At 73.6% G+C, this 23907-nt stretch carries 21 protein-coding genes; 15 read left to right on the forward strand and 6 right to left on the reverse strand.

Going from position 1 to position 23907, the window contains the following annotated elements; all coding sequences use genetic code 11:
- Positions 1 to 4: 4 nt before the first annotated feature.
- Entirely contained in the window at positions 5 to 1123 is a 1119-nt protein-coding gene (locus QUY26_RS32670) for a TDT family transporter (protein WP_289953062.1), read from the reverse strand.
- Positions 1124 to 1193: 70 nt separating this feature from the next.
- Between QUY26_RS32670 and QUY26_RS32675 the strand changes: the two genes are divergently transcribed.
- Complete coding sequence (locus tag QUY26_RS32675; protein WP_289953063.1) at positions 1194 to 2189, forward strand: LysR family transcriptional regulator; 996 nt, start codon at positions 1194 to 1196, stop codon at positions 2187 to 2189.
- A 246-nt stretch (positions 2190 to 2435) separates the two neighbouring features.
- Here QUY26_RS32675 and QUY26_RS32680 read toward each other — a convergent pair whose 3' ends face one another.
- From QUY26_RS32680 to QUY26_RS32690, 3 genes are all read right to left on the reverse strand, one after another.
- Positions 2436 to 3161 carry a gamma-glutamyl-gamma-aminobutyrate hydrolase family protein gene (locus QUY26_RS32680; RefSeq protein WP_289953065.1) on the reverse strand — a complete coding sequence of 242 codons (726 nt, stop codon included), beginning with the start codon at positions 3159 to 3161 and terminating at the stop codon, positions 2436 to 2438.
- Positions 3162 to 3291: 130 nt separating this feature from the next.
- The gene (eat, locus tag QUY26_RS32685; RefSeq protein WP_289953067.1) at positions 3292 to 4791 is read right to left on the reverse strand and encodes an ethanolamine permease; all 1500 of its coding nucleotides are present in this window, start codon (positions 4789 to 4791) and stop codon (positions 3292 to 3294) included.
- Positions 4792 to 4994: 203 nt separating this feature from the next.
- Entirely contained in the window at positions 4995 to 5741 is a 747-nt protein-coding gene (locus tag QUY26_RS32690) for a FadR/GntR family transcriptional regulator (RefSeq protein ID WP_289953068.1), read from the reverse strand.
- 78 nt (positions 5742 to 5819) lie between these two features.
- On the opposite strand from QUY26_RS32690, the gene QUY26_RS32695 reads away from it, so the two are divergent.
- The 6 genes from QUY26_RS32695 to QUY26_RS32720 all read left to right on the forward strand — a co-directional run bounded on the left by QUY26_RS32695 (position 5820) and on the right by QUY26_RS32720 (position 13212).
- Positions 5820 to 7190, forward strand: coding sequence for a glutamine synthetase family protein (locus QUY26_RS32695; protein ID WP_289953070.1), 1371 nt, complete (start codon positions 5820 to 5822; stop codon positions 7188 to 7190).
- A gap of 9 nt (positions 7191 to 7199) precedes the next feature.
- The gene (locus tag QUY26_RS32700) at positions 7200 to 8570 is read left to right on the forward strand and encodes an aldehyde dehydrogenase family protein (protein WP_289953071.1); all 1371 of its coding nucleotides are present in this window, start codon (positions 7200 to 7202) and stop codon (positions 8568 to 8570) included.
- The gene (locus QUY26_RS32705) at positions 8567 to 9355 is read left to right on the forward strand and encodes a 3-oxoacyl-ACP reductase (protein WP_289953074.1); all 789 of its coding nucleotides are present in this window, start codon (positions 8567 to 8569) and stop codon (positions 9353 to 9355) included. Before QUY26_RS32700 ends, QUY26_RS32705 begins: the two co-directional genes overlap by 4 nt.
- Before the next feature lie 93 nt (positions 9356 to 9448).
- On the forward strand, positions 9449 to 10762 hold the full coding sequence (locus QUY26_RS32710; protein WP_289956244.1) for an HAD family hydrolase: 1314 nt from the start codon (positions 9449 to 9451) through the stop codon (positions 10760 to 10762).
- 22 nt (positions 10763 to 10784) lie between these two features.
- The gene (locus QUY26_RS32715; protein ID WP_289953076.1) at positions 10785 to 12092 is read left to right on the forward strand and encodes a haloacid dehalogenase-like hydrolase; all 1308 of its coding nucleotides are present in this window, start codon (positions 10785 to 10787) and stop codon (positions 12090 to 12092) included.
- A gap of 148 nt (positions 12093 to 12240) precedes the next feature.
- Positions 12241 to 13212 carry a DUF2510 domain-containing protein gene (locus QUY26_RS32720; protein WP_289953078.1) on the forward strand — a complete coding sequence of 324 codons (972 nt, stop codon included), beginning with the start codon at positions 12241 to 12243 and terminating at the stop codon, positions 13210 to 13212.
- Between the two features lie 16 nt (positions 13213 to 13228).
- On the opposite strand, the gene QUY26_RS32725 is transcribed toward QUY26_RS32720, so the two are convergent.
- Positions 13229 to 14431, reverse strand: a complete 1203-nt coding sequence (locus QUY26_RS32725; protein ID WP_289953079.1) for an amino acid deaminase/aldolase — start codon at positions 14429 to 14431, stop codon at positions 13229 to 13231.
- Positions 14432 to 16371: 1940 nt separating this feature from the next.
- Between QUY26_RS32725 and QUY26_RS32730 the strand changes: the two genes are divergently transcribed.
- The 3 genes from QUY26_RS32730 (at position 16372) to QUY26_RS32740 (ending at position 19277) form a co-directional block, all read left to right on the forward strand.
- Positions 16372 to 17229 (forward strand): hypothetical protein, encoded by an 858-nt coding sequence (locus QUY26_RS32730; RefSeq protein WP_289953081.1) that lies wholly within the window; start codon positions 16372 to 16374, stop codon positions 17227 to 17229.
- A complete protein-coding gene (gene mycP / locus QUY26_RS32735) occupies positions 17226 to 18401 on the forward strand; it encodes a type VII secretion-associated serine protease mycosin (RefSeq protein WP_289953083.1) in 1176 nt (391 codons plus the stop codon). The genes QUY26_RS32730 and mycP overlap by 4 nt, the downstream gene beginning before the upstream one ends.
- 105 nt (positions 18402 to 18506) lie before the next feature.
- Entirely contained in the window at positions 18507 to 19277 is a 771-nt protein-coding gene (locus QUY26_RS32740) for an SseB family protein (protein WP_289953086.1), read from the forward strand.
- Positions 19278 to 19300: 23 nt separating this feature from the next.
- On the opposite strand, the gene QUY26_RS32745 is transcribed toward QUY26_RS32740, so the two are convergent.
- Positions 19301 to 19687 carry a DUF1844 domain-containing protein gene (locus QUY26_RS32745; RefSeq protein ID WP_030356286.1) on the reverse strand — a complete coding sequence of 129 codons (387 nt, stop codon included), beginning with the start codon at positions 19685 to 19687 and terminating at the stop codon, positions 19301 to 19303.
- Between the two features lie 360 nt (positions 19688 to 20047).
- Between QUY26_RS32745 and infC the strand changes: the two genes are divergently transcribed.
- From infC to QUY26_RS32770, 5 genes are all read left to right on the forward strand, one after another.
- On the forward strand, positions 20048 to 20707 hold the full coding sequence (gene infC / locus QUY26_RS32750; RefSeq protein WP_289956246.1) for a translation initiation factor IF-3: 660 nt from the start codon (positions 20048 to 20050) through the stop codon (positions 20705 to 20707).
- Between the two features lie 104 nt (positions 20708 to 20811).
- A complete protein-coding gene (rpmI, locus tag QUY26_RS32755) occupies positions 20812 to 21006 on the forward strand; it encodes a 50S ribosomal protein L35 (protein ID WP_087883360.1) in 195 nt (64 codons plus the stop codon).
- Positions 21007 to 21110: 104 nt separating this feature from the next.
- Positions 21111 to 21494 carry a 50S ribosomal protein L20 gene (gene rplT, locus QUY26_RS32760; RefSeq protein ID WP_016642495.1) on the forward strand — a complete coding sequence of 128 codons (384 nt, stop codon included), beginning with the start codon at positions 21111 to 21113 and terminating at the stop codon, positions 21492 to 21494.
- Between the two features lie 316 nt (positions 21495 to 21810).
- The gene (locus QUY26_RS32765; protein ID WP_289953101.1) at positions 21811 to 22668 is read left to right on the forward strand and encodes a TrmH family RNA methyltransferase; all 858 of its coding nucleotides are present in this window, start codon (positions 21811 to 21813) and stop codon (positions 22666 to 22668) included.
- 57 nt (positions 22669 to 22725) lie between these two features.
- A complete protein-coding gene (locus QUY26_RS32770) occupies positions 22726 to 23874 on the forward strand; it encodes a PAS domain-containing sensor histidine kinase (RefSeq protein ID WP_289953102.1) in 1149 nt (382 codons plus the stop codon).
- The last annotated feature ends 33 nt before the right edge of the window (positions 23875 to 23907 follow it).

A 23907-nucleotide genomic window follows, 5' to 3' on the forward strand; every position in this document is an offset into this window, starting at 1 on the left:
CGGCTCAGCGCGGGGCCGCGAGGAGCTTGCCGCCGACCACCCCGCGCAGGGTCTTGACCAGCGCCACCAGCCACGCCGACACGAGCACGACGAACAGCGCCACGGCGAGCCAGTCGTACACCGCGAGGCCGGTGCGCCCGCCCAGGCCCTCGGCGCCCGTCACACAGGTGCCGACCGGGAAGGTGAAGGCCCACCAGGTCATCGCGAAGCCCATGCCGCGCCGCCGGGCCCGCAGCACCAGCGCGGTCGCGAGGACCAGCCACATCATCGCGAAGCCCATCACGGGCACCCCGAACAGCACGGCGAAGACGGCGAAGCCCTGGTCGTAGGGGGCGGGCAGGACGCCGGGGGCGACGTCGGCGAACTTGTCGGCGGCCGTGGTCGACTGGCCGAGGGGGCCGAGGACCAGGAACAGGGTGGGGGTGAGCGCCAGCGGCAGCGGGCCGTCGTGCACCAGGCGGGCGAAGATCAGGGGCAGCATCACCAGGGTGGCGAGCAGGCTCAGGCCGAACATCGCGAAACAGCCGTACAGCAGGGTCTGTTGTGCCTGCCCGGCGGGCAGGTGCGGGACGAGCAGCGGGCCGACGGCCGCCGACACCATCGGCGCCACGACGGGCAGCAGCCACACGGGCGAGGCGCTGCCGGGCCGCACGCGGTGGCGGACCACCATCAGGTACGGGATGGCGACGGCCGCGGCGAGGCCGATGGCCGTACCCGCGGTGAACAGGACGGTGTCCAGGGCGACCGCCGCCGTGGTGCCCAGCCAGTCCGAGCCGACGAGCATCGCGCCCGCGCCCACGGCGAGCAGCGCCATGGCCAGGCAGCCGTAGAACGGAGCCATGGCCGGATCGGCGAGGTGGGCGCGGGCCTGGTCGCGGTGGCGCACGTGGTGGACGGCGCGCGCCCCGAGCAGCGTCACCAGCATCACCAGGGACAGGGCCCACACCCCGGTCACGGCCGAGCGCAGGCCCGGGACGTCCACGGGCAGGGCGGCCCCGGCGTTGGCGATGATGGCGGTGCCCATCACGGAGGCGTACCAGTTCGGTCCGAGGTGGCGGACGGCGCCGGAACGGGACCCTGCGGCCGGGTGGGCCGGGGCGGGAAGGGGGGCGACTGTGACCATGCCCCCACGGTGCGCCCGACCGGTCCCGCCCACCAGGGACGTCCTGGCTATGAGGGCATAACCTGGACTTATGACTGCTTCGGGTGGTGGGGCGCCGACAGGGACCGGTGGCGGCGGTGCGCCGGGTGCCGCGGGCGCGTCCGACAGTGCTTTTGGTACGACGGGTGCGGCGCCCCTGGCCCACCGAGTGCCCGACCTGGCCGCCCTCGAACTGCTCCTGGCGGTGGCGCGCCTCGGCAGTCTCGGCAGGGCCGCGCGGGAACTCGGCATCACCCAGCCCGCGGCCAGCGGGCGAATCCGGTCCATGGAGCGGCTGCTCGGCGTCGCCCTCGTGGACCGCTCGCCCCGCGGTTCGCGGCTCACCGAGGCGGGCGCGCTCGTCACGGACTGGGCGCGGCGGATCGTCGAGGCCGCCGAGGCCTTCGACGCGGGCGCGCAGGCGCTGCGGGACCGGCGGGACTCGCGCCTTCGGGTCGCCGCCAGCATGACCATCGCCGAGTACCTGCTGCCCGGCTGGCTCATCGCACTGCGCGCGCGGCGCCCGGACACGGCCGTGTCGCTGCTCGCCGGGAACTCGGCCGCGGTCGCCGCGCGGCTGCTCGCCGGGGAGGCCGACGTCGGGTTCGTCGAGGGCACCGGCGTCCCGGCCGGGCTCGACGGGGCCGTCGTCGCGCAGGACCGGCTCGTCGTGGTCGTCGCGCCGGGGCACCCCTGGGCGCGGCGGCGGGCGCCGATCGGGGCCGCGGAGCTCGCCGCCGCGCCGCTGATCCTGCGGGAGGAGGGGTCCGGGACGCGGGCCGTCCTCGAGGCCGCCCTCGGCGGGCTGGCGCGGCCCCTGCTCGAACTCTCCTCCACCACCGCCGTGAAGTCCGCCGCCGTCAGCGGGGCCGGGCCCGCGGTGCTCAGTGAGCTCGCGGTGGGGGAGGAGTTGGCCGCTCGGCGGCTCGTCGGGATTCCCGTGGACGGGGTGCGGTTGCGGCGGGAGCTTCGGGCTGTGTGGCCGGTGGGGCACCTTCCGGCCGGGCCGGTGCGGGAGCTCTTGAGCTTGACCCGGGGGGCCGGGTAGCCCTTGGCCGGGGGCGCCCCCGTAGGCCCGCGCCCCCGGCCGCCCTCACCCTCAGCCCGACCTGCGCCCGGGGATTCTCCCGCCCGCCGACCCGTTCGCCCTTGGACGCGGGGTGCGCGCCTCGCCCCGGGCGGGCCTGCGTCCCCTGCCGGCCGCGTCCTCCCCTCGGCCTGCGCGGGCCTGCGCCCCCGCCGACGGCGTCGTGCCCCCGGCCCGCGGCCTGCCGCCCGGACGCGCGGGGCCCGGTCAGTGCGTGGACGCCGCTGCCTCCACCAACCCCGTCATCACCCGCACGTCCACCCCCGCCTCCGGATGCCACTGCACCCCGAGGACCCAGCCGGGACGGGGGAGTTCGATGGCTTCGATGGTGCCGTCGTCCGCGTGGGCGGACGGGATCAGGCCGGTGCCGAGGCGGTCCACAGCCTGGTGGTGGTAGGTGGGGACGTCGGTCGTGGGATCGGGGACGAGCTCGGCGTAGCGGGTGCCGGGGACGTGCTTGACGGTGTGGGCGCTGAAGACGCCGGGCGCGGCCGCGTGGCCGTCCAGGTGCTGGACGAGGGTGCCGCCCAGGGCGACATTGAGGAGCTGCATGCCCCGGCAGATGCCGAGCAGGGGGGTGCCGGAGTCCAGCGCGGCCCGGATCAGGGCGAGTTCCCAGGCGTCCCGTTCGTGCGCGGGCGGGCCCGTGCGGTCCTCGCGCGACGCGCCGTAGTGGGACGGGTCCACGTCGGGGCCGCCCGCGATGACGACGCCGTCGAGGCGGGCGACGACGTCGGCGGCGTACCGCGGCACGTCGGGCGGCACCATCGAGGCGAGGCCGCCCGCGGCCTGGACCATGCGCGGGTATCCGGCGGGCAGGAGCGCGGCCGGGAGTTCCCAGACGCCCCAACTCGCCTTCGTCTCCAGGTAGGTGCTGATGCCGATCAGCGGCCTGCGGGCTGCCGCCCCGGGGTGGTGCAACGTGCTCAACATCGTCTCCGTGTCGCTGTGCTGGGTGTCGTCGGGTCGGTGCGGCGTGGTGCCGATTTCGTCGAGGGTGTCGAGGGTGTCGAGGGGGAGGGGGCCGGCGCGCCGTCGTTCTGAAGGCGGGCGCCGCCCTGACTCACTTGCGTTCCAGCTCCGCCTCCGCCGCCGCGAGGGCCGCGAACTCCTCCTCCGGGGCCCGTGCCACCAGATGCTTGCGGCTGTAGAGGCCGAAGTAGGCGATCGCCACGACGTACACGCCGAGGGCGATGAACGCCGCCGTGACGTCCACGAGGAACGTGGCGACCAGGGCCGCGCAGGCGAGGGCGAGGGCGACCGAGGAGGTGAGGACGCCGCCGGGGGTGCGGTAGGGGCGGGGGAGGTGCGGCTCGCGACGGCGCAGGACGATGTGGGAGAGGGACATCAGGGCGTACGAGATGGTGGCGCCGAACACCGCCACGTTCAGCATGCGGGCGCCGTCGCCGGTGGCCGCGGCCAGGCTGAAGCCGATCGCGCCGGGAACGACGAGGCCCAGGTAGGGCGCCTTGCGGCTGCTGGTCAGGGAGAGAAAGCGGGGCAGGTAGCCCGCGCGGGACAGGGCGAAGAGCTGGCGCGAGCCCGCGTAGATGAGGGAGAAGAACGACGCGACCAGGCCCGCGAGGCCCGCGTAGTTGATGACGCGGCTGAGGGCCGTCGCCTCGCCGTCCGGCTGGAGGGCGTCCACGAGCGGGTTGCCGGTGTCCTGGATGGCCGCCGAGCCGCGGGCCCCCGCGGAGGCGAAGAAGGTGAGCAGGGCGAGGGCGACCAGGATGCACAGGGACCAGCGGATGGCGCGCGGCAGGGTGCGCGCGGGGTCCTTGGTCTCCTCGGCGGCGAGCGGCACGCCCTCCACGCCGAGGAAGAACCACATGCCGAAGGGGAAGGCCGCCCAGATGCCGAGGAGGCCGAGCGGCAGCCAGGAGTTGGAGCCGAAGGCGTCGTGGTCGACGGCGATGTCGTTGAGGTGGGAGGAGTCGAAGTCCATGAACGCGCCGACGGCGAAGACGAGGAGCGCGGCCACGGCGATGCCGGTGACGACGAAGCTGAAGCGCAGTGCCTCGCCCACGCCCCACAGGTGGATGCCGATGAAGATGACGAAGCAGGCCAGGTAGACGGGCCAGCCCGACTCCAGGCCGAAGAGGTTCAGGGACTCGACGTAGTCGCCGATGAAGATGGCGATGGCGGCGGGCGCGAGGATGTACTCGATGAGGATCGCCGTGCCGGTCAGGAAGCCGCCCCAGGGGCCGAGCGCGCGTCGGGCGAAGCCGTAGCCGCCGCCCGCGGTGGGCAGCACGGACGACAGCTCGGCGAGCGAGAACACCATGCACGCGTACATGACGCCCATGAGTGCCATGGCGATGCCGAGGCCGCCGAAGCCGCCCTCCTTGAGGCCGGAGTTCCAGCCGGAGAAGTCGCCGGAGACGACGTAGGCGACGCCGAGGCCGGTGAGCAGGACCCAGCCCGCGTTGCCGCGGCGCAGGGCCCGCCGTTCCAGGTAGTCGTCGCCTTCCTCGGAACTCCCGCCCTTCCCGGCTTTCCCGCCCTTCCCGGCTTCTCCGGCGGCGCGGGCCTTCGACGGCTCAGTGGACTCCAGGCTCATGGGCACGGCTCCCTGCGGCGGCATTCAATGGCACTCAATGGAATGGAGCCATACCTTTGCGGTGGTGGGGGTGAGAAATCAAGACCCTTGCGTTACGCCGTGGTTAATCGCGTGGGCGGCGGGGCGGCGGGGGCGCCCGGGCCCGCGCGGCCAGGGCCGGGTCTCCCGCGTTGCCGCGCCCCGGCCCGGCGCGCGCCTGCGCCTCAGGTCAGGAACCCCCGAAGCAGCGCCGCAGTGCCCGCGCAGTGCTCGCGCATCATCTCCCGCGCGCCGTCCGCGTCGCCGTCGAGCACGGCCTCCACGAGCGCGCTGTGCTGGCGCTGGGAGTGCTCCAGGTTCCGTACCAGAAGGGGGATGCAGTCCAGGAGGTCGTTGACCGTGGCGCGGACCGCGGCGTACTGCGCGGTGAGCGACGGGGAGCCGGACAGCTCGGCCAGGGTGAGGTGCAGCAGGGTGTCCTGACGGCGGTATTCGGCGAGCGGCGCGTCATGGGTGCGGGCGAGCGCGTCGCGCAGCCGCGCCGCCTGGCCGTCGTCGAGCCCGTGCGCGGCGCACAGGCCCGCGGCGCCCACCTCCAGGACCTCGCGGAAGCGCAGCGCGTCCTCCACGTCCACGTCCGCGATGCGCCGGCGCAGCTCGTCCTCACCGGCCGCCTCCGGGCGCGGGCGCACGAACGTGCCGCCGTAGCGACCCCGGCGCGACTCCACGAGCCCCTGGTCCTGGAGCACCTTGAGGACCTCGCGCAGCGTGACCCGGCTGATCCCGAGCCGCTCCGCCAGCTCCCGCTCGGCCGGAAGGCGTTCGCCGCCCGGCACCAGGCCGAGGCGGACCACCTGGAGGATCTGCTCCAGGGCCTCCTCGAAGCCGTTGCCGGCCCGGACCGGACGCAGGACCTGCGTCAGCCGGTCGTCACCCCGCAGGTGCGAGTCGTCCGTCTCCGCGTGCGACATCTGCCCGTACCCCCTTCCCAAGCAATGGTTCTCGGCAATACCTTATGGCCACTCGGCTGACCCAAGGAGGCTTTTCCCGTGGCAGACCGCACACCCCCGCTCGGCATCGAGGAGCTGCGTGCTCTGGTGGCGAGCGGCGAGATCGACACTGTCGTCCTGGCCTTCCCCGATATGCAAGGGCGGCTCCAGGGCAAGCGGTTCGCCGCCCGGTTCTTCCTCGACGAGGTCCTCGAGCACGGCACGGAGGGCTGCAACTACCTCCTCGCCGTCGACACGGAGATGAACACGGTCGACGGATACGCGATGTCCTCCTGGGACCGCGGCTACGGCGACTTCGCCATGCACGCCGACGTCTCCACCCTGCGCCGCGTCCCCTGGAACGAGGGCACGGCCCTGCTGATGGCCGACCTCGCCTGGAGCGACGGCGAGCCCGTCGTGGCCGCCCCGCGCCAGATACTGCGCCGCCAGCTGGAGCGCCTCGCCGAGCTCGGCTACAGCGCCCACGTCGGCACGGAGCTGGAGTTCATCGTCTTCAAGGACACCTACGAACAGGCCTGGGACGCGGGCTACCAGGGCCTGACGCCCGCCAACCAGTACAACATCGACTACTCCGTCCTCGGCACCGGACGCATCGAGCCGCTGCTGCGCCGCATCCGCAACGACATGGCCGCCGCGGGGCTGACCGTGGAGTCCGCCAAGGGCGAGTGCAACCCCGGCCAGCACGAGATCGTGTTCCGCTACGACGAGGCCCTCGTCACCTGCGACCAGCACTCCATCTACAAGACGGGCGCCAAGGAGATCGCCGCGCAGGAGGGCGTCTCGCTCACCTTCATGGCGAAGTACAACGAGCGCGAGGGCAACTCCTGCCACATCCACCTCTCGCTCCAGGACGCCGACGGCAACAACGCCATGGCGGGCTCCCCGGACGACCCCGGCGGCATGTCGCCCGTCATGCGGCACTTCCTCGCCGGACAGCTCACGGCGCTGCGCGACTTCTCGCTCCTGTACGCGCCCAACATCAACTCCTTCAAGCGCTTCCAGCCGGGCTCCTTCGCGCCGACGGCCGCCGCCTGGGGCTACGACAACCGCACCTGCGCGCTGCGCGTCGTCGGCCACGGCCGGTCCCTGCGCTTCGAGAACCGGCTGCCCGGCGGCGACGTCAACCCCTACCTGGCCGTCGCGGGCCTGGTCGCCGCGGGCCTGCACGGCATCGAGCAGGAGCTGGAACTGCCCGACGCCTGCACCGGCAACGCCTACACCGGCGACTACGAACACGTCCCGACGACGCTCCGCGAGGCCGCCGAGCTGTGGGAGAACAGCCCCATCGCCAAGGCCGCCTTCGGCGACGAAGTCGTCGCGCACTACCGCAACATGGCCCGGGTCGAGCTGGACGCCTTCGACGCCGCGGTGACCGACTGGGAGCTCCGCCGCTCCTTCGAACGCATGTGAGGCACTTCCTTGCTTGAGTCCCTTCAGGTACTGAACCCGGCGACGGAGGACGTCGTCGCGACCGTCCCCGCCGCCACCGCGCAGGACGTCGACGCGGCCGTGGCGCGCGCCGCCGCGGCACAGGTGAAGTGGGCCGCCGCGGCCCCCGCCGACCGCGCCCGCCTGCTGCGCCGCTTCGCCGCCGTCATCGACGAACACATCGAGGAACTGGCGCAGTCGGAGGTGCGCGAGGCCGGTCACGTCATCGGCAACGCACGCTGGGAGGCGGGCAACGCCCGCGACCTGTTCGACTACGCGGCCGGCGGCGCCGAGCGGCTGAACGGCCGCCAGATCCCGGTGCCCGGCGGCCTGAACGTCACGATCCTCGAACCCCTCGGCGTCGTCGGCGTCATCGCGCCCTGGAACTTCCCGATGCCCATCGCGGCCTGGGGCACCGCCCCGGCCCTCGCGGCGGGCAACGCGGTCGTCCTCAAGCCCGCCGAGACGACGCCCCTGACCGCCCTGCGCCTGGCCGAGCTGGCCCTGGAAGCGGGCCTGCCCGAGGGCCTGTTCCAGGTCCTGCCCGGCGAGGGCGCCGTGGCCGGGAACGCGCTCGTCGAGCACCCGGGCGTCGCCAAGATCGTGTTCACCGGCTCCACGCGCGTCGGCAAGCAGATCATGGCCAAGTGCGCCGACCGCGTGAAGCGCCTGACCCTCGAACTGGGCGGCAAGAGCCCCAACATCGTCTTCGCCGACGCCGACGTGGAGGCCGCGGCGCTCGCCGCGCCCGGCTCCTTCCTCGACAACTCCGGCCAGGACTGCTGCGCCCGCACCCGCATCCTCGTCGAGCGCTCCGCCTACGACCGCTTCATCGAGGTCCTCGCGCCCGCGGTCGAGTCGTACGTCGTCGGGGACCCGGCCGACGAGAAGACGCAGATGGGGCCGCTGATCTCCCGGGCCCAGCTGGAGCGGGTGCGGTCGTATGTGCCCGCGGGCACCGGCATCCGCGGCAGCGCCCCCGAGGGTCCGGGCTTCTGGTTCCCGCCGACCGTCCTCACCGAGGCCGGTCCCACCTCCCCGGTCGCCGTCGAGGAGGTCTTCGGGCCGGTCGCGGTCGTGCTGCCCTTCGACGACGAGGCCGACGCGGTCCGCCTCGCCAACGCCACCGAGTACGGCCTCTCCGGCTCGGTCTGGACGCGGGACGTGGGCCGGGCGCTACGCGTCTCGCAGGCGGTACGGGCCGGGAACCTGTCCGTCAACTCGCACTCCAGCGTGCGCTATTGGACCCCCTTCGGCGGCTACGGCCAGTCCGGCCTCGGGCGTGAGCTCGGCCCGGACGCCCTCGCCGCGTTCACCGAAACCAAGAACGTCTTCATCAGCACGGAAGGGCCCGCCCAGTGACCCAGGCTCAGGAAAACATCTGCCGTCGCCTCGTCGGCCGCACCGCCGTCATCACCGGCGCGGGCAGCGGCATCGGCCTCGCCACCGCCCGCCGCCTCGCCGCCGAGGGTGCGAACGTGGTGTGCGGCGACATCGACGAGACCGCGGGCAAGAAGGCCGCCGAGGAGGTCGGCGGCACCTTCGTGAAGGTCGACGTGACCGACGCCGAGCAGGTCGAGGCGCTGTTCAAGACGGCGTACGACACGTATGGCTCCGTCGACGTCGCCTTCAACAACGCGGGCATCTCGCCGCCCGACGACGACTCCATCCTGGACACCGGCCTGGAGGCCTGGAAGCGCGTCCAGGAGGTCAACCTCACCTCGGTCTACCTGTGCTGCAAGGCCGCCATCCCCTACATGCGGCGCCAGGGCAAGGGCTCCATCATCAACACGGCCTCGTTCGTGGCCCGGATGGGCGCGGCCACCTCGCAGATCTCCTACACCGCGTCCAAGGGCGGCGTCCTCGCCATGTCCCGCGAGCTGGGCGTGCAGTTCGCCCGCGAGGGCATCCGCGTCAACGCGCTCTGCCCGGGGCCGGTGAACACCCCGCTCCTGCAGGAACTGTTCGCCAAGGACCCCGAGCGCGCCGCCCGCCGCCTCGTGCACATCCCCGTGGGCCGTTTCGCCGAGGCCGAGGAGCTGGCCGCCGCGGTCGCGTTCCTCGCCAGTGACGACTCGTCGTTCGTGAACGCCACGGACTTCCTGGTCGACGGCGGCATCTCCGGGGCGTACGTCACGCCCCTGTAGTCCACCCCGCCTGTAGTTCACCCTGAGGCCACCGACCTGTCAGCCGGGCGTCGCGAGGCGCCCGGCTGACCTGCGTAGACAGGCACCGTGTTCATGAAGATCAAGCGCCCCCTGGCCGCCGCGGCGGTCGCCCTCGCCGTGGCGGGTACCGGTCTCGCCGTCGCCGGGACCGGCCTCACCCCCACCGCCCAGGCCGCCCCGGCCTCGCACCGGACCGCCGCGAAGTGCCCCGTCCTCACCGTCTCCCAGGGCTGGTACGGGGACAACGAGCAGCGCCTCCAGCGCCTCCTCGACACCCACGGCCGCTGCGGGGACACCTACGACAAGCGTCACAAGCCGCTCGCCGTCTTCGACTGGGACAACACGGTCATCAAGAACGACGTGGGTGACGCCACCCTGTTCTGGATGCTGCGCCACGGCAAGGTACGCGCCCCCGAGCGCGGCGACTGGCGCACCACCAGCCGCTACCTCACCGCGCCCGCCGCCAAGGCCCTCGCGCGGGCCTGCCCGGCCACCGGCCGCACCCTGCCCACCCGCACGCACACGGCCTGCGCCGACGAGATCGCCGCCGTGTACGGCGAGGGCGCCACGACCACCGGCAAGGCCGCCTTCGCCGGGTTCGACCACCGCCGCATGGAGCCGCAGTACGCCTGGCTCGCCCAGCTCCTGCGCGGCTTGAGCCCCGCCCGCGTCAAGGACTTCGCGGCCGCCGCCCGCACCGAGAACCTCGCCGCGCCGATCGGCGCCGAACAGCGCGTCGGCAGCGGCAAGGTCACCGGCTGGGCGCGCTACTACGACCAGCAGCGGGACCTGATCCGCACCCTGAAGAAGGCCGGGTTCGACGTGTACGTCGTCTCCGCGTCGCCCGAGCCCGTCGCCGAGGTCTGGGCGCGGGGCGTGGGCCTCGACGCCCGGCACACCATCGGCATCCGCAACGTCATCCACCAGGGCCGTCTCACCGCCCGCCTCAAGGGCTGCGGCTCCGTCGAGGACGGCGCCGACTCGATGATCACGTACATCGACGGCAAGCGCTGCGCCATCAACGAGCGGATCCTCGGCGTCCGCGGCAAGGCCGCCGAGCAGGTCCAACCCGCCGCGAAGCGCCAGGTGTTCGCCGCGGGCGACTCCGACACCGACGTGTCCTTCCTGCGCGACGCCACCGGCCTCAGACTCGTCCTGAACCGCAACAAGACCGAGCTGATGTGCCGCGCCTACGACAACCGTGACCGCCGCTGGCTGGTCAACCCCATGTTCATCGAGCCCAAGGGCAGGCAGTCCGCGCCCTACCCGTGCGCCACCACCGGCTACACGGAACGGGACGGCTCCCAGGGTCCCGTGCGCCGTTCGGACGGAACGGTCATCAAGGACCAACGAGACACCGTGTACGGGGGTTCAACGACGCCGTAGGACTGCTGTACCGTCCACGCACATGCGTAACAGAAACGTTCTGGCGTTGACGCTGGCCTCGGCCGCCGCCCTGGTGGCCGGGCCCGTCACGCTTCCCGCTGCCGCCGCCACGGCCGCGCCCGCGTCGCACCCCGGCGCCCACTGCCCGCAGCTGTCGAAGAAGCTCTCCTGGTACGGCGACAACCGCGCCCGTCTCCAGAAGGTCATCGACGAGCGGGGCACCTGCTCCGACCCGCACCTCGGTCACGGCACCAAGCGCCCGGTCGCCGCCTTCGACTGGGACAACACCATCACCAAGAACGACGTCACCGACGCCACCATCAGCTGGGCGCTGCGCCACGACAAGATCCTTCGCCCCAAGAGCTGGAAGTCCTCCAGCAAGTGGATGACGGCCGCGGGCCACCGCGCGCTCACCAAGGCCTGCGGCACCAAGGTGCCCGTCGGCAAGCCGCTGCCCACGTCCACCAACGGCGCCTGCGCCGACGAGATCCTCCAGATCCGCGAGGACGGCACCACGATGAGCGGTGCCGCCGCCTTCGCGGGCACCTGGAACCACCGCCGCACCGTCCCGCAGTACGCCTGGGTGCCCCAGCTGTTCGCCGGACACACCGTCAAGGAACTGGAGTCGTACGCGAGGAAGGCCCGCAAGGAGGCCCTCGCCGCGCCGATCGGCACCACCCGCACCATCGGCAGCCACACCGTGCCGGGGTACGTGCGCTACTACGACCAGCAGCGCGATCTGATCCGCACCCTGAAGAAGGCCGGATTCGACGTCTACATCGTCTCCGCGGGCTCCGAGCCCGTCGCGGAGGTGTGGGCGGGCGGCAAGGGCGGCGTCGGCATCGACCGCGAGCACACCGTCGCCATCCGCTCCGTCCTCGACGGCAAGGGCCGCATCACCACCTGGAACCAGGGCTGCGGCGGCGTCGGCGTCAACAAGGGCGACGTCATCCCCTACATCGACGGCAAGCGCTGCTTCGTGAACCAGGAGATCTACCGGGTCAAGGGCAAGAAGGCCTGGGACAAGCAGCGCTGGAGCAAGCGCATCGCGATCGGGGGCGGCGACGCCGACACCGACGTGACGTTCGTCGGCGACGCCACCGGCGCGCACCTCGTGCTGAACCGCAACAAGAGCGAGTTCATGTGCCGGGCGTACGACAACGCCGACGGGCGCTGGGTCGTGAACCCGATGTTCATCGAGCCGCTGCCGCGGAAGAGCGGCACGTACCCGTGCGCCACGGCGGGCTACAACGCGCCGGACGGCCGCAGGACGCCCGTACTGCGCGGTGACGGCTCCGTGGTGCCCGACCAGGTGGACTCGGTGTACTGAGACCTGGCCGGGTGGGCCCGGTGCGCCGGGTCCCGACCACGGGGGCCCGGGGTACGGGGTCCGGACTGCTGGTGAAGGGCCGGGTTCCGCGCGGAGCCCGGCCCGATCGGGTTGGTCGTGGCTTCCGGCCACGTCCTAGAGTGCCGGGATGAGCATGTCGCCTCCTCCCGGCTGGTACCCGGACCCGTCGACGCCCGGCACCGAACGCTGGTGGGACGGGTCCGCGTGGTCCGAGCACCGGCGGGCGCCCGCAGCCCCCGCCGCGTACCAACCGGCGCAGCCGCAGCAGGGCTTCGAGCCGCAGCCGGGCTTCGCCACCACCGTGGTCCAGCCGGTGCCCGCGGGCGGCAACGGCGGCAACCGCGCCAAGACCGTCGCCATCTGCGCGGCCGGGGCCGTCCTCGTCGCCTCCATCGTCACCGGCGTCGTCGTGCTCCAGGGCGACGACGGCGACCCGCAGGGCAGCACCGCGCCCACGACATCGGCGGTGGACACCCCGAGCCCGACGCAGTCCTCCCCGACGCCCGCGACGTCCCCGCCCGACGAGGACCCCGACACCATCGTCGACCAGCTCAACGGCATCACGCTGCCGGTGCCGGACGGCTGGGAGAAGGCCGAGAACACCGTCGGCGGCGAACTCACCCTGCAGACCCCCGACACCTACGACTGCCCCGGCGACCCCGGCCTCTGCCGCCAGGGAAAGATCACGTCGAGCACGGCCACGGGCACCGACGAGCGCTCGCCGAAGAAGCTCGCCGAGAAGGACATCAAGGACGCGGTCGACGCCGCGTACGACGAGGACTCCATCGGCCGCGAGCCCTTCGGCGGCATGACCCGGCACCAGCAGGTCAAGGCGGGCACCGTCGCGGTCGGCGGCCGCAGCGGCTACTTCGTCCGCTGGCGCGTCCACACCGAGAAGGGCCCCGGCGGATACGTCCAGTCCCTCGCCTTCCCGTCGAGCACCGGCTCCGAGGCGATGGTCATCGTCCGCTTCACCATCGACGCGGCGAAGGGCGCGCCGCCGCTGTCCGACATCGACGAGGTCATCGAGGGCATCAGGCCGGTGGGGGACAGCGAGACGGGCGGGGGAGTGGGCAACAGCGTCGAGCCGTCGCCGTGAGGCCGTACCGCCGGGGCTACAGGAAGGTGTGGCCCTCACCGCGGTAGGTCGGCACGGTCCCCGTCACCCGGTCACCCTCCACCAGGTGCAGCTTCTCGAACCGCTCGCACAGCTCACCGGCCTTGGCGTGCCGGAACCACACCTTGTCGCCGATGCGCAGGTCGTCCGCGGGCGGGCCGAGCAGCGGGGTCTGCACCTCGCCCGCGCCCTCCTGCGGGTCGTACCGCAGCCCGTCCGGCAGATAAGGCACCGGGGAGCGGTCGGCGCCCGCGACGCCCGACGCCGGATAGCCGCCGCCGAGCACCGTGACCACGCCGGGCCCCGGCCTGCGCACGACCGGCTGGGCGAACAGGGCGGCCGGACGTCCGCTGAACGACGTGTAGTTGTCGAAGAGCCGCGGCACGTAGAGCCCCGAACCCGCGGCGATCTCGGTCACCGCGGCCTCGGCGGCGGTGTGCTGGACGCTGCCCGTGCCGCCGCCGTTCACGAACTCGAGGTCGGGGGCGGTGGCACGGACCGCGCGGATCGTCGCGGCGCGGCGGTCCGCGAGCTCCTTGCGGGCGGTGGCCTGCATCATCCGCACGGCGCGCGACTTGGCCGGATGCCCCTCGACGGCGTCCCCGACCCCCGCCACGTGGCCCTCGTACGCCATCACGCCCACGAGCCGGAACCCGGGCCGCCTGGCGATCGCCCGGGCCAGCGCGGCGACCTGCGCGGGCTCGTGCAGCGGCGAGCGCCGCGCCCCGATCCGCACCCGGCCGCCGAGCAGCTTCAGGGAGGTGTCCAACTCCAGGCAGACCCGGACCTCTTCACGGCCGCCCTCGCGCGCGTCGTCGATGAGCCGCAGCTGCGCCGGGTCGTCGACCATGACGGTGACCGCGGCGGCCAGCTTGGGATCGGCGGTCAGCTCCGCGAAGGCGGCGCGGTCGGCGGAGGGGTAGGCGAGCAGGACGTCGCCGAAGCCGGAGCGGGCGAGCCACAGGGACTCCGCCAGGGTGTACGACATGATGCCCGCGAAGCCGTCCCGGGCCAGCACCCGCTCCAGGAGCGCCCGGCACCGCACGGACTTGCTCGCCACCCGGACCGGCTTGCCGCCGGCCCGCCGCACCAAGTCGTCGGCGTTCGCGTCGAACGCCTCCAGGTCGACGACCGCGAGCGGCGCGTCGAGGTGCGCGGTGGCCCGGTCGTAGCGGGCCCTGTCTGCGGCTCGGCCTCTCATGAACGCAGCCTGCCAGACGTGGCTACCGCAGGGTAGGGGATGATCCGGGCAGATCACCCGGGGTCGCGGCCTCGTGCCCGTGGGTGTCGGGTCAGCCCGTAGAGTGACGCGCAAGCAGGGAGCGCGCGACGCGATGGAACGGGGGGTGCATGAGCACGGAGGCGCGACGGCCCCCCGTCCCCCCACGGCCCGGCACCCCGCCACGGGTGCCGCCACCCGCACGCCCCGCGACCACCCCCACGCCCGAGCCCACCGCCCCGCCTGCGCCCACTGCTCCATTCGGCCCAGCGGCGACGCCTTCGGCTCCGGACGGGTCAGCCATCTCTCCCGAGGGGGCGCCTTCGGCTCAGGGCGGGTCGGCCGCGTCTCCTGAGGGGGCGCCTTCGGCCCAGGGTGGGATGCCCGCGTCTTCCGAGGGGGCGCCTTCGGCTCCGGACAGCACGGTCACCGCTGCGGCTGCGACGGCCTCCGGCCCGGACGGGGCGCCTCTCGGTCCGGGCGGCCGGTCCTCCGACTCGGACTGGCCGCTTCCTGGTTCGGATGGGTCGGCCTCCGGTGCGGGCGGTTCGCTCTCCGGTTCGGGCTCCGGTTCTGCGGTTACGGCCTCGGGTTCCGGGGTGGCCTCCCTCGATTCCGCTGGGGTCGCCTGCGGCTCCGGCCTTGCCGGCGACGGCCCTGGCGCCGTTTCCCCCGGCTCTGGCGCGGGCCGGTTCGGCAACGCCCCCGCCCCGGACGTTCCTCCTGTGCCGTCCGTTCCACCCCTCCCGGCGGAGCCGCCGCCCCCGGCCGCGACCGCGCGTTTTCCCGACGTCCGTCCGCCGACGGCTCGTGGTGACCTGCGGCGCGGGTCGGGCGAGGCCCCGGCCGACGACTCGTTTCGTGGCCCGTCCCATGGCGATACGTCTCTGCGGGGTGCGGGGCACGACTCGGGCGCGTCCGGCGCCGCGGGCGCGGGCGGCACCGGTGGCGCGGGCGGCACCGGTGGCGCGGGCGGTCCGGGTGGCGGTGCCGAACCCGCCGAGGAGCCGTTGACGGACGACCAGGACGCGCTGGTCGCGGACTTGTTGGCGCCGTTCGACCGGGTGCGGCTGCCGAAGCCCGCGCGGGAGGACGCCGTCGCCGAGCGGGTGCCGGACACGCCGCCGCCTCCGCCCGCCTCGGCACGCCTGCCGGACGCACCGCCGTCCGTGCCGCCGCCCGCCGAGGGCCCGGCCTCGGGTACCGCGGGAGCGAGTGGCACCGCTTCCGTCCCGCCGCCGTCGCGCGTCCCCAACCCGCTTCCCGCTGTGCCGACTTCGCGTCCGCGCCCGGCGGAGGCCCGGCCCGCGGCCGTCCCCGCCGTGCCGACCACCGCGCCGGGGACGCCCGCACGCCCGGCGAACCCTCCCGCTCCCACGCACGTGCCGGAGGCCCGCGCCGGGAGTGCCGCCTCGTCACCGGGCGCGCGGGACCGCCGCCGTACCGCAGCCCTCCCGGCCCCGGACGACCGAGATCCGCGTACCGGCACCGCCCCGACCCAGGGCACCAGGACCCCGCGTATCACCACCCCAGCCTCCCCCGCGAAGGCCCCGGGCCCCCGCCCAACTCCTGCCCCGGACACGACCGGCGCGCATGCCGAGGCCACCGCGCCGGGCGCGCCACGCCGACGTACCGGTACCACCGCCCCGGCCGGAGACCTCCGAGCCCTCCCCACCACCTCCCGAGCGGCCCCGCCCGCACCGCCGTTGGATCCCCCTCCTGCCTCGGCGGGCCGCGCCCGGCCCGAGCCGGGGGGCTCCGTGCCCTCCGCGCGTGCGGGCGGTACCGGCGCGGACCCCGGTCTCGCCGCGCCGCCGCCCAGGCCCGGCGTCACACCGGGAGCGCGGAGCGGTGCGAGAGGTGTCACGGGCGCCGGAACGGGGGCGGTGCGCGCCTTCGCCGCGCGGCGGACCGTCGGGGCCGTGGACCTGACGCCGGGGCCCGGCTCGGGCCGCCCCTTCGTGTTCCTGGCGCGGCCCGCGCTGTACGACGACACCACCACCCGGCTGCGCCCCGTCGGCGCCTGGGTGCGGCCCCGGGCGGCGGCCGCCGCGGCCTGTGTCGTGCTCGGGCTCGGTCTCATCGGCGGCGCGGCCACGGGCAGTTGGCTGACGGGGGAGTCGGACGCGGCGGGCAGCTCGCGGAACGCGTACGTCGAGGCGGGCGAACTCTGGCACAGCGTGCCCGTCGACGAGCTGTTCCCGCCCTCGATCAAGGGGGAGGGCGCGGGCCCGGGCGGCGCCGACCGCACCTGGGACCGCGTCGCCGTCGCCCCCGACAGCACCTGCAAGGACGCCTTCGACCCGCTCCTGCGCAAGGCCCTCGCCCCGGCGGGCTGCCTGCGTCTGCTGCGCGCGACGTACGCGGACGCGACCCGCAGCCACGTCACCACCGTCGGCCTGCTGTTCACGAAGGCCGACGCCGACGCGATGCGGGCCCTGCGCACCCGGTTCACCGAGGAAGGCCTCGACTCCCGGCCGGACCTGATGCCCCGTCCGTACGCGGCCGAAGGCACCCCCGCAGCCGACTTCGGCGACCGCCAGCGCGCCACCTGGACCCTGTCTGTCCTGCCCGACGCCCCCGTCGTCGCCTATGCCGTCTCCGGCTTCGCCGACGGCCGCGTCGTCACCGACCCCGAGTCCGCCGCCGACGCCATGAAGGTCGGCGCCACGTCCGCCCCGGCGCAGGCGGGCCTCGGCAACGACGTGAAGGGCATCGCCGACCGCGTCGAGCGCGGCCTGCGCAAGACCGTCACCGCGGCCACGGAGAAGCCCTCATGACCCCGCGTGGAATGCGCACGGCGGTGGCCAGCGCCCTCGCCGCGACCTGCGTGCTGCTGCCCGCCACCGCCACCGCGTACGCCGACGACGGCATCCGCGGCCAGCAGTGGGCCCTCGACGTGATGCGCACCGACCAGGCCTGGCGCACCACCAAGGGCGAGGGCGTCACCGTCGCCGTGCTCGACACCGGCGTGGACGCCTCCCACCCCGACCTGGTCGGCAATGTCCTCACCGGCAAGGACATGGTCGGCTTCGGGGCCCGCCGCGGCGACAAGTCCTGGGCCAGGCACGGCACCGCCATGGCCGGGATCGTCGCCGGTCACGGGCACGGCGCGGGCCGCCGCGACGGCGTGCTCGGCATCGCGCCCGAAGCCCGCGTCCTGCCGGTCCGGGTGATCCTCGAAGACGGCGACCCCGCCCGCAAGAAGGCCCGCTCCACCCGGGGCAACGCCCTCGCCGAAGGCATCCGCTGGGCCGCCGATCACGGCGCCGACGTCATCAACCTCTCCCTCGGCGACGACTCCAAGTCCGCCCACCCGGAGCCCGCGGAGGACGCCGCCGTCCAGTACGCGTTGCGCAAGGGAGCCGTCGTCGTGGCCTCGGCGGGCAACGGTGGCGAACGCGGCGACCACATCTCGTACCCGGCCGCGTATCCCGGAGTCATCGCCGCGACAGCCGTCGACAGCAACGGCGTCCGCGCCTCCTTCTCGACCCGCCGCTGGTACGCCACCGTCGCCGCGCCCGGCGACGACGTCGTGATCGCCGACCCCGACCGCAGGTACTACGAGGGCTGGGGCACCAGCGCGGCCGCCGCGTTCGTCTCCGGAGCCGTCGCCCTGATCCGCGCCGCCCACCCCGGCCTCGGCCCCGCCGAGATCAAGAAGCTCCTGCGGGACACCGCACGCGACGCCCCCGCCGGCGGCCGCGACGACTCCCGCGGCTTCGGCCTCATCGACCCGGTCGCGGCACTCGCCCGCGCCGAGAGGATCAAGCCCCAGTCGCTGCGGACGACGGCCCGCACCGAGAAGTACTTCGGCCCCGGTCCGGACAAGGCCAAGGAGGAGGACGGGCCCGCGGGCTGGGTCGGCCCCGTGGCCGGAGGACTCGGAGTGGCCCTGCTGGCCGCGGGGGTCTGGCTGTGGCGGGGGCGGGCGGCGTCGGCGCGTCGGTAGGGCGGGTGCCGTCAGGCGCGGGCGGCCTCGTGCGCCGGTGAGGGCGCCCGGCGGCGCGGGAGGGCGGCCCGCGAGCGCCGCCCCACGGCGGGCTAGGGTCGGACCGTGGCGAACAAGAACATTCCCGACTCCCCCTTCTCCGACGACGACGGGTCGGCCGACCCCGCGCTGCGGGCGGCGCTCGGCGCCTGGGCGGAGGACCGGAGCGCGCACGGGCCGGTCCTCGAGGCGCTCTCGGGGGCCCGGCTCCTCGTGCCCGTCGTCGCCGTGCTCGGTGAGGTCGAGGAGGACGATCAACAGGGGGGCGAAGCCCGTCATAAGGGTGGTGGGAGACGGGCGGGCGGCCTGCGGCGCGAGAAGACCAGTGACATGGCCGTGCCCACCCTCAAGGCGGGGCACCGCACCGCGCTGCCCGCCTTCACCTCCACCGAGGCGCTGGCCCTGTGGGACCCCGAGGCCCGCCCCGTCGCCGTACCGATGCACCAGGCGCTGCAGGCCGCCGCGCACGAGAAGGCCGACACGATCGTGCTCGACCTCGCGGGCCCCGTCCCGTACGAGCTGAACCGGGCCGCCCTGATCGCCCTCGCCGAGGGCCGCCACAGCACCGACGCGCTCACGGACCCGGCCGTCGTCGCCGCCGTGCGCGCCGTCGTCGCCGCCGAGCCCGCCGTGCAGCGCGCCCACCTCGGCCCCGGCACCGCCGACGGCACCCTCGCCCTGGTCCTGGACCCCACCGCCCCGCAGGCCGCCGCCCAGCGCGTCGCCGAAGCGCTCGCGGCCGACGAAACACTGCGGGCCCGCCTGGTGCGCGGCCTCGACCTGGCACTGCTGCCGGCCGAGGCGACGCCACCGGGCGAGCCCCTCTTCGTACGCTGACGCGTGTGCGGTGCGGCGGGCCGTCAGCCGAAGACGGGGCCTGTGTACTTCTCGCCGGGCCCCTGACCGGGCTCGTCCGGCACCAGGGACGCCTCCCGGAACGCCAGCTGCAGCGACTTCAGACCGTCCCGCAGCGGCGCCGCGTGGAAGGAGCTGATCTCCGTCGCGCTCGCGTCCATCAGACCGGCGAGCGCCTGGATCAGCTTGCGGGCCTCGTCCAGGTCCTTGTGGGCCTCGCCCTCCTCGGCGAGGCCCAGGTTCACCGCCGCCGCGCTCATCAGGTGCACCGCGACCGTCGTGATCACCTCGACCGCGGGAACGTCCGCGATGTCGCGGGTCATGGCGTCGAAGCCGGGGCTCTGGGGTGCGTCGTGGGGTGCGGGGGTAGCCGCGGGACTCGTGTCACTCATGCCCCTCACCCTAGAGCCGCGTCCCGGCGGTTAGCCCCACCCCCCGGGACCTGCTAACCTTGTGTAACGACCGGCTGGACACCCGCGTGTCAACGCAAGCGTCCGGCCCACAAGTGGAGGCTCCGATCTCCCACCTGGCCGCTCTCCGGAGCGGCGGGTCACCGGTCAGGCGGACACCGCGCAGCGCGTGATGCACCGCCCGATGCGCCCCGTGATCACCACGGAGGTGCTCCGGTATTTCCTTGGAGCCCCCTCTGTGATCAGTCGGGGCATTTTTTGTGTCCCGGCGCGGTTGGTCGAGAAAACAGACGTAACGCGGCTGTCCGCCAGACGGTCGCGTGGTGCTACCGAGGAGGATCCATCAGCGCCGAGCCCCGCATCAACGACCGGATTCGCGTTCCCGAGGTGCGACTTGTCGGTCCCAGCGGCGAGCAGGTCGGGATTGTCCCGCTTGCCAAGGCCCTGGAGCTTGCGCAGGAGTACGACCTGGACCTGGTCGAGGTCGCGGCGAACGCCCGTCCGCCCGTGTGCAAGCTCATGGACTACGGGAAGTTCAAGTACGAGTCGGCCATGAAGGCCCGTGAGGCGCGCAAGAACCAGGCGCACACGGTCATCAAGGAGATGAAGCTCCGGCCGAAGATCGACCCGCACGACTACGACACCAAGAAGGGTCACGTCGTCCGGTTCCTCAAGCAGGGCGACAAGGTCAAGATCACGATCATGTTCCGTGGTCGCGAGCAGTCCCGTCCGGAGCTCGGCTTCCGGCTGCTGCAGCGACTCGCGGAGGACGTCCAGGAGCTCGGGTTCATCGAGTCGAACCCGAAGCAGGACGGCCGGAACATGATCATGGTTCTCGGTCCGCACAAGAAGAAGACCGAGGCGATGGCCGAGGCCCGTGAGGCCCAGGCGGCTCGCAAGGCGGAAGCGAAGGCCAACCCCGGCAAGTCGCAGAACGCCGCCGAGGAGGAGCTTTCCGAAGCCCCCGCCGAGGCCCCGGCCGAGGCTTCCGCCGAGGCCTGATCCCGGACACGAGTCCAGGGATGCCAATCGAACACATGACGCTCCGGGATGCCCGGTCTCGCGACCGGGCATCGGAGTGCCACTGACGAGGAGAGAACGGCGCTATGCCGAAGAACAAGACGCACAGCGGTGCCAAGAAGCGCTTCAAGGTCACCGGCTCCGGCAAGGTGCTCCGCGAGCGCGCCGGCAAGCGCCACCTGCTCGAGCACAAGTCGTCCCGCCTGACGCGCCGCCTCACGGGCAACGCCGAGATGGCCCCGGGTGACACCGCCAAGATCAAGAAGATGCTGGGCATCTGATCGATCTCGCGCTCCCGGCGACGGGGGCTTCCGGTAACGACCGGGACCAATTCGTTTCCGGGCCGTGTGACGACCACCACGGCCCCGCTACAAGGAGTTAACAAGTGGCACGCGTCAAGCGGGCAGTCAACGCCCACAAGAAGCGTCGGGCGATCCTCGAGCAGGCCAGCGGCTACCGCGGCCAGCGGTCGCGCCTGTACCGCAAGGCGAAGGAGCAGGTCACCCACTCCCTCGTCTACAACTACAACGACCGCAAGAAGCGCAAGGGCGACTTCCGTCAGCTGTGGATCCAGCGCATCAACGCCGCTGCCCGCGCCAACGGCATCACCTACAACCGCTTCATCCAGGGTCTGAAGGCCGCCAACATCGAGGTGGACCGCAAGATCCTCGCCGAGCTGGCCGTGAACGACGCCAACGCGTTCGCCGCGCTGGTCGAGGTCGCGCAGAAGGCCCTGCCGAGCGACGTCAACGCCCCCAAGGCCGCCTGACGTTCGCACTGGGCTTGAGCTGTGAAGGGACCCGCAGGCCATCGGGCCTGCGGGTCCTCTCGTGTTCGGCCTGCGGCCCGGCTCTTGGCTGCGTCACTCCGGGCGGTTCGGCACCGCCGGGATCCGCCGTCTCGGCTGAGCGCCGTCGCGGCGGTGAGGAGCCCCCCGCCTCGCGGCGGTGAGGAGCCCCCCCGCCTCGCGGCGGTGAAGAGCCCCCCGCCTCGCGGCGGTGAAGAGCCCCCCGCTTCGCGGCCGCGTGAAGTGCCCGCCTCCCGGCGGTGAAGAAGCCCCGACCCCGTACCCCGAAGGCGACCAGATGGCCATCAGTCCGGACCTGATCTCCCCGCGCTCGTCGCGCGTCAGCGCCGCGCGGCGGCTCGCCAAGCGGAACTTCCGCGGCAAGGAACGGCTGTTCCTCGCCGAGGGGCCGCAGGCCGTGCGGGAGGCCGCCGGGCACCGCGGGAACGGGCGGGCCACGCTCGTGGAGCTGTTCGCGACCGTCGAGGCCGCCGAGCGGTACGCGGACATCGTCGGCGCGGCCAGGGACGCCGGGGCGCACGTGCACCTGGCCGACGAGAGCGTCATCGCCGACATCTCCACGACCGTCACCCCGCAGGGCCTGGTCGGGGTCTGCCGGTTCCTGGACGTGCCGCTCGCGGACATCCTCGCCGGGCGCCCCAAGCTCGTCGCCGTGCTCGCCCACGTCCGCGACCCCGGCAACGCCGGCACCGTGCTGCGCTGCGCCGACGCCGCGGGCGCCGAGGCCGTGATCCTCACCGACGCCTCCGTCGACCTCTACAACCCCAAGGCGGTGCGCGCCTCCGTCGGCTCGCACTTCCACCTGCCGGTGGCCGTGGGCGTGCCCGTCGAGGAGGCCGTGCGCGGACTGAAGGGCGCGGGCGTCCGCGTGCTCGCCGCCGACGGGGCCGGGGCGGACGACCTGGACGCCGAGCTGGACCAGGGCACCATGGGCACCGAGACCGCGTGGATCTTCGGCAACGAGGCCTGGGGCCTGCCGGAGGAGACCCGCGCACTCGCCGACGCGGTGGTGCGCGTTCCGATCCACGGAAGCGCCGAGAGCCTGAACCTCGCGACCGCGGCAGCCGTATGCCTCTATGCGTCAGCCCGTGCACAGCGCGCCGCCGGAGGGTGCCGTTCCGTCACCCCCGGCTAGTAGTGTGTCGGGCTCACAGGCCCTTTGCGCCGGTTCCGAGAGGCGGGGATACGGGGAATGACTGTCGGCACGAGCAGACCACCGGGAGTGCGGGACATCCTGTGCCCTCCCGCGGGCCAGTCGGGCCAGGCGAGCCCGGGCCCCGGCGGGCTCGGCATCGACCCGGACGACCTGCCCGACGGACTGGTCGTCGCCGACGAGACGGGGCGCGTGATCTGCTTCAACGCCGCCGCGGCCAAGATCACCGCCGTCCGCGCCTGCGACGCCATGGGCGCCTCCATCGAACGGGCCCTGCCCCTGGAGGACCTCGAAGGCCGCCGCTGGTGGCAGCTCACCGACCCCTACGGCGGCCTCGCCACCCGGGTCGCCCAGCCCGAGCGGAACCTGCTCCTTCCCGGCGGCCGCGAAGTGCTCGTGTCCGCGCGGTACGTGCGGGCACGGCCCACCGGCCCGCTGCGCCGCCTCGTGGTGTCCCTGCGCGACACCGAGGCCCGCCGCCGCACCGAGCGCAGCCACGCCGAGCTGATCGCCACCGTCGCCCATGAACTGCGCTCGCCGCTGACGTCCGTCAAGGGTTTCACGGCGACGCTGCTCGCCAAGTGGGAGCGGTTCACCGACGACCAGAAGAAGCTGATGCTGGAGACGGTGGACGCCGACGCCAACCGCGTCACGCGGCTCATCGCCGAACTCCTCGACATCTCCCGGATCGACTCCGGGCGGCTCGAACTGCGCCGCCAGCCCGTGGACATCGGCGCGGCCGTCGGGCGCCACATCCAGGCCCACGTCGCCGCCGGCCAGGAGGCGGACCGCTTCCTGGTGCGGGTGCTGCAGCCGCTGCCCGACCTCTGGGCCGATCCGGACAAGATCGACCAGGTCCTCAGCAATCTGCTGGAAAACGCGGTGCGCCACGGCGAGGGAACGGTCACCATTGACGTGGCGCCCTCGCCCTCCCTGCGGGTGCGGGGGGCGGCCGACACCGCGGTCACCATCAGCGACGAGGGCTCCGGCATTCCGGAGGAGTCGATGGGCCGCGTCTTCACCCGCTTCTGGCGGGGCAGCAAACGCGGCGGGACGGGACTGGGGTTGTACATCGTGAAGGGCATCGTCGAAGCGCACGGCGGCACGATCACCGTGGGCCGCGCGGCCGGCGGCGGCGCCCAGTTCCGATTTACGTTGCCCGTGGGAGCCCCGGCGTACCTCCAGTGATCATCGCCGCGGCCGCCCGCGGGCGCATGCGTT

The organism is Streptomyces flavofungini, from assembly GCF_030388665.1.
Classification (GTDB): Bacteria; Actinomycetota; Actinomycetes; order Streptomycetales; family Streptomycetaceae; genus Streptomyces; species Streptomyces flavofungini_A.

What these genes read in the sequence shown, in the direction of transcription:
- QUY26_RS32670 (WP_289953062.1), bottom strand. Translation starts at nt 1,123, where the DNA reads ATGGTCACAGTCGCCCCCCTTCCCGCCCCGGCCCACCCGGCCGCAGGG.
- QUY26_RS32675 (WP_289953063.1), top strand. Translation starts at nt 1,194, where the DNA reads ATGACTGCTTCGGGTGGTGGGGCGCCGACAGGGACCGGTGGCGGCGGT.
- QUY26_RS32680 (WP_289953065.1), bottom strand. Translation starts at nt 3,161, where the DNA reads ATGTTGAGCACGTTGCACCACCCCGGGGCGGCAGCCCGCAGGCCGCTG.
- eat (WP_289953067.1), bottom strand. Translation starts at nt 4,791, where the DNA reads ATGAGCCTGGAGTCCACTGAGCCGTCGAAGGCCCGCGCCGCCGGAGAA.
- QUY26_RS32690 (WP_289953068.1), bottom strand. Translation starts at nt 5,741, where the DNA reads ATGTCGCACGCGGAGACGGACGACTCGCACCTGCGGGGTGACGACCGG.
- QUY26_RS32710 (WP_289956244.1), top strand. Translation starts at nt 9,449, where the DNA reads ATGAAGATCAAGCGCCCCCTGGCCGCCGCGGCGGTCGCCCTCGCCGTG.
- QUY26_RS32715 (WP_289953076.1), top strand. Translation starts at nt 10,785, where the DNA reads ATGCGTAACAGAAACGTTCTGGCGTTGACGCTGGCCTCGGCCGCCGCC.
- QUY26_RS32720 (WP_289953078.1), top strand. Translation starts at nt 12,241, where the DNA reads ATGAGCATGTCGCCTCCTCCCGGCTGGTACCCGGACCCGTCGACGCCC.
- QUY26_RS32725 (WP_289953079.1), bottom strand. Translation starts at nt 14,431, where the DNA reads ATGAGAGGCCGAGCCGCAGACAGGGCCCGCTACGACCGGGCCACCGCG.
- mycP (WP_289953083.1), top strand. Translation starts at nt 17,226, where the DNA reads ATGACCCCGCGTGGAATGCGCACGGCGGTGGCCAGCGCCCTCGCCGCG.
- QUY26_RS32745 (WP_030356286.1), bottom strand. Translation starts at nt 19,687, where the DNA reads ATGAGTGACACGAGTCCCGCGGCTACCCCCGCACCCCACGACGCACCC.
- rpmI (WP_087883360.1), top strand. Translation starts at nt 20,812, where the DNA reads ATGCCGAAGAACAAGACGCACAGCGGTGCCAAGAAGCGCTTCAAGGTC.
- QUY26_RS32765 (WP_289953101.1), top strand. Translation starts at nt 21,811, where the DNA reads ATGGCCATCAGTCCGGACCTGATCTCCCCGCGCTCGTCGCGCGTCAGC.
- QUY26_RS32770 (WP_289953102.1), top strand. Translation starts at nt 22,726, where the DNA reads ATGACTGTCGGCACGAGCAGACCACCGGGAGTGCGGGACATCCTGTGC.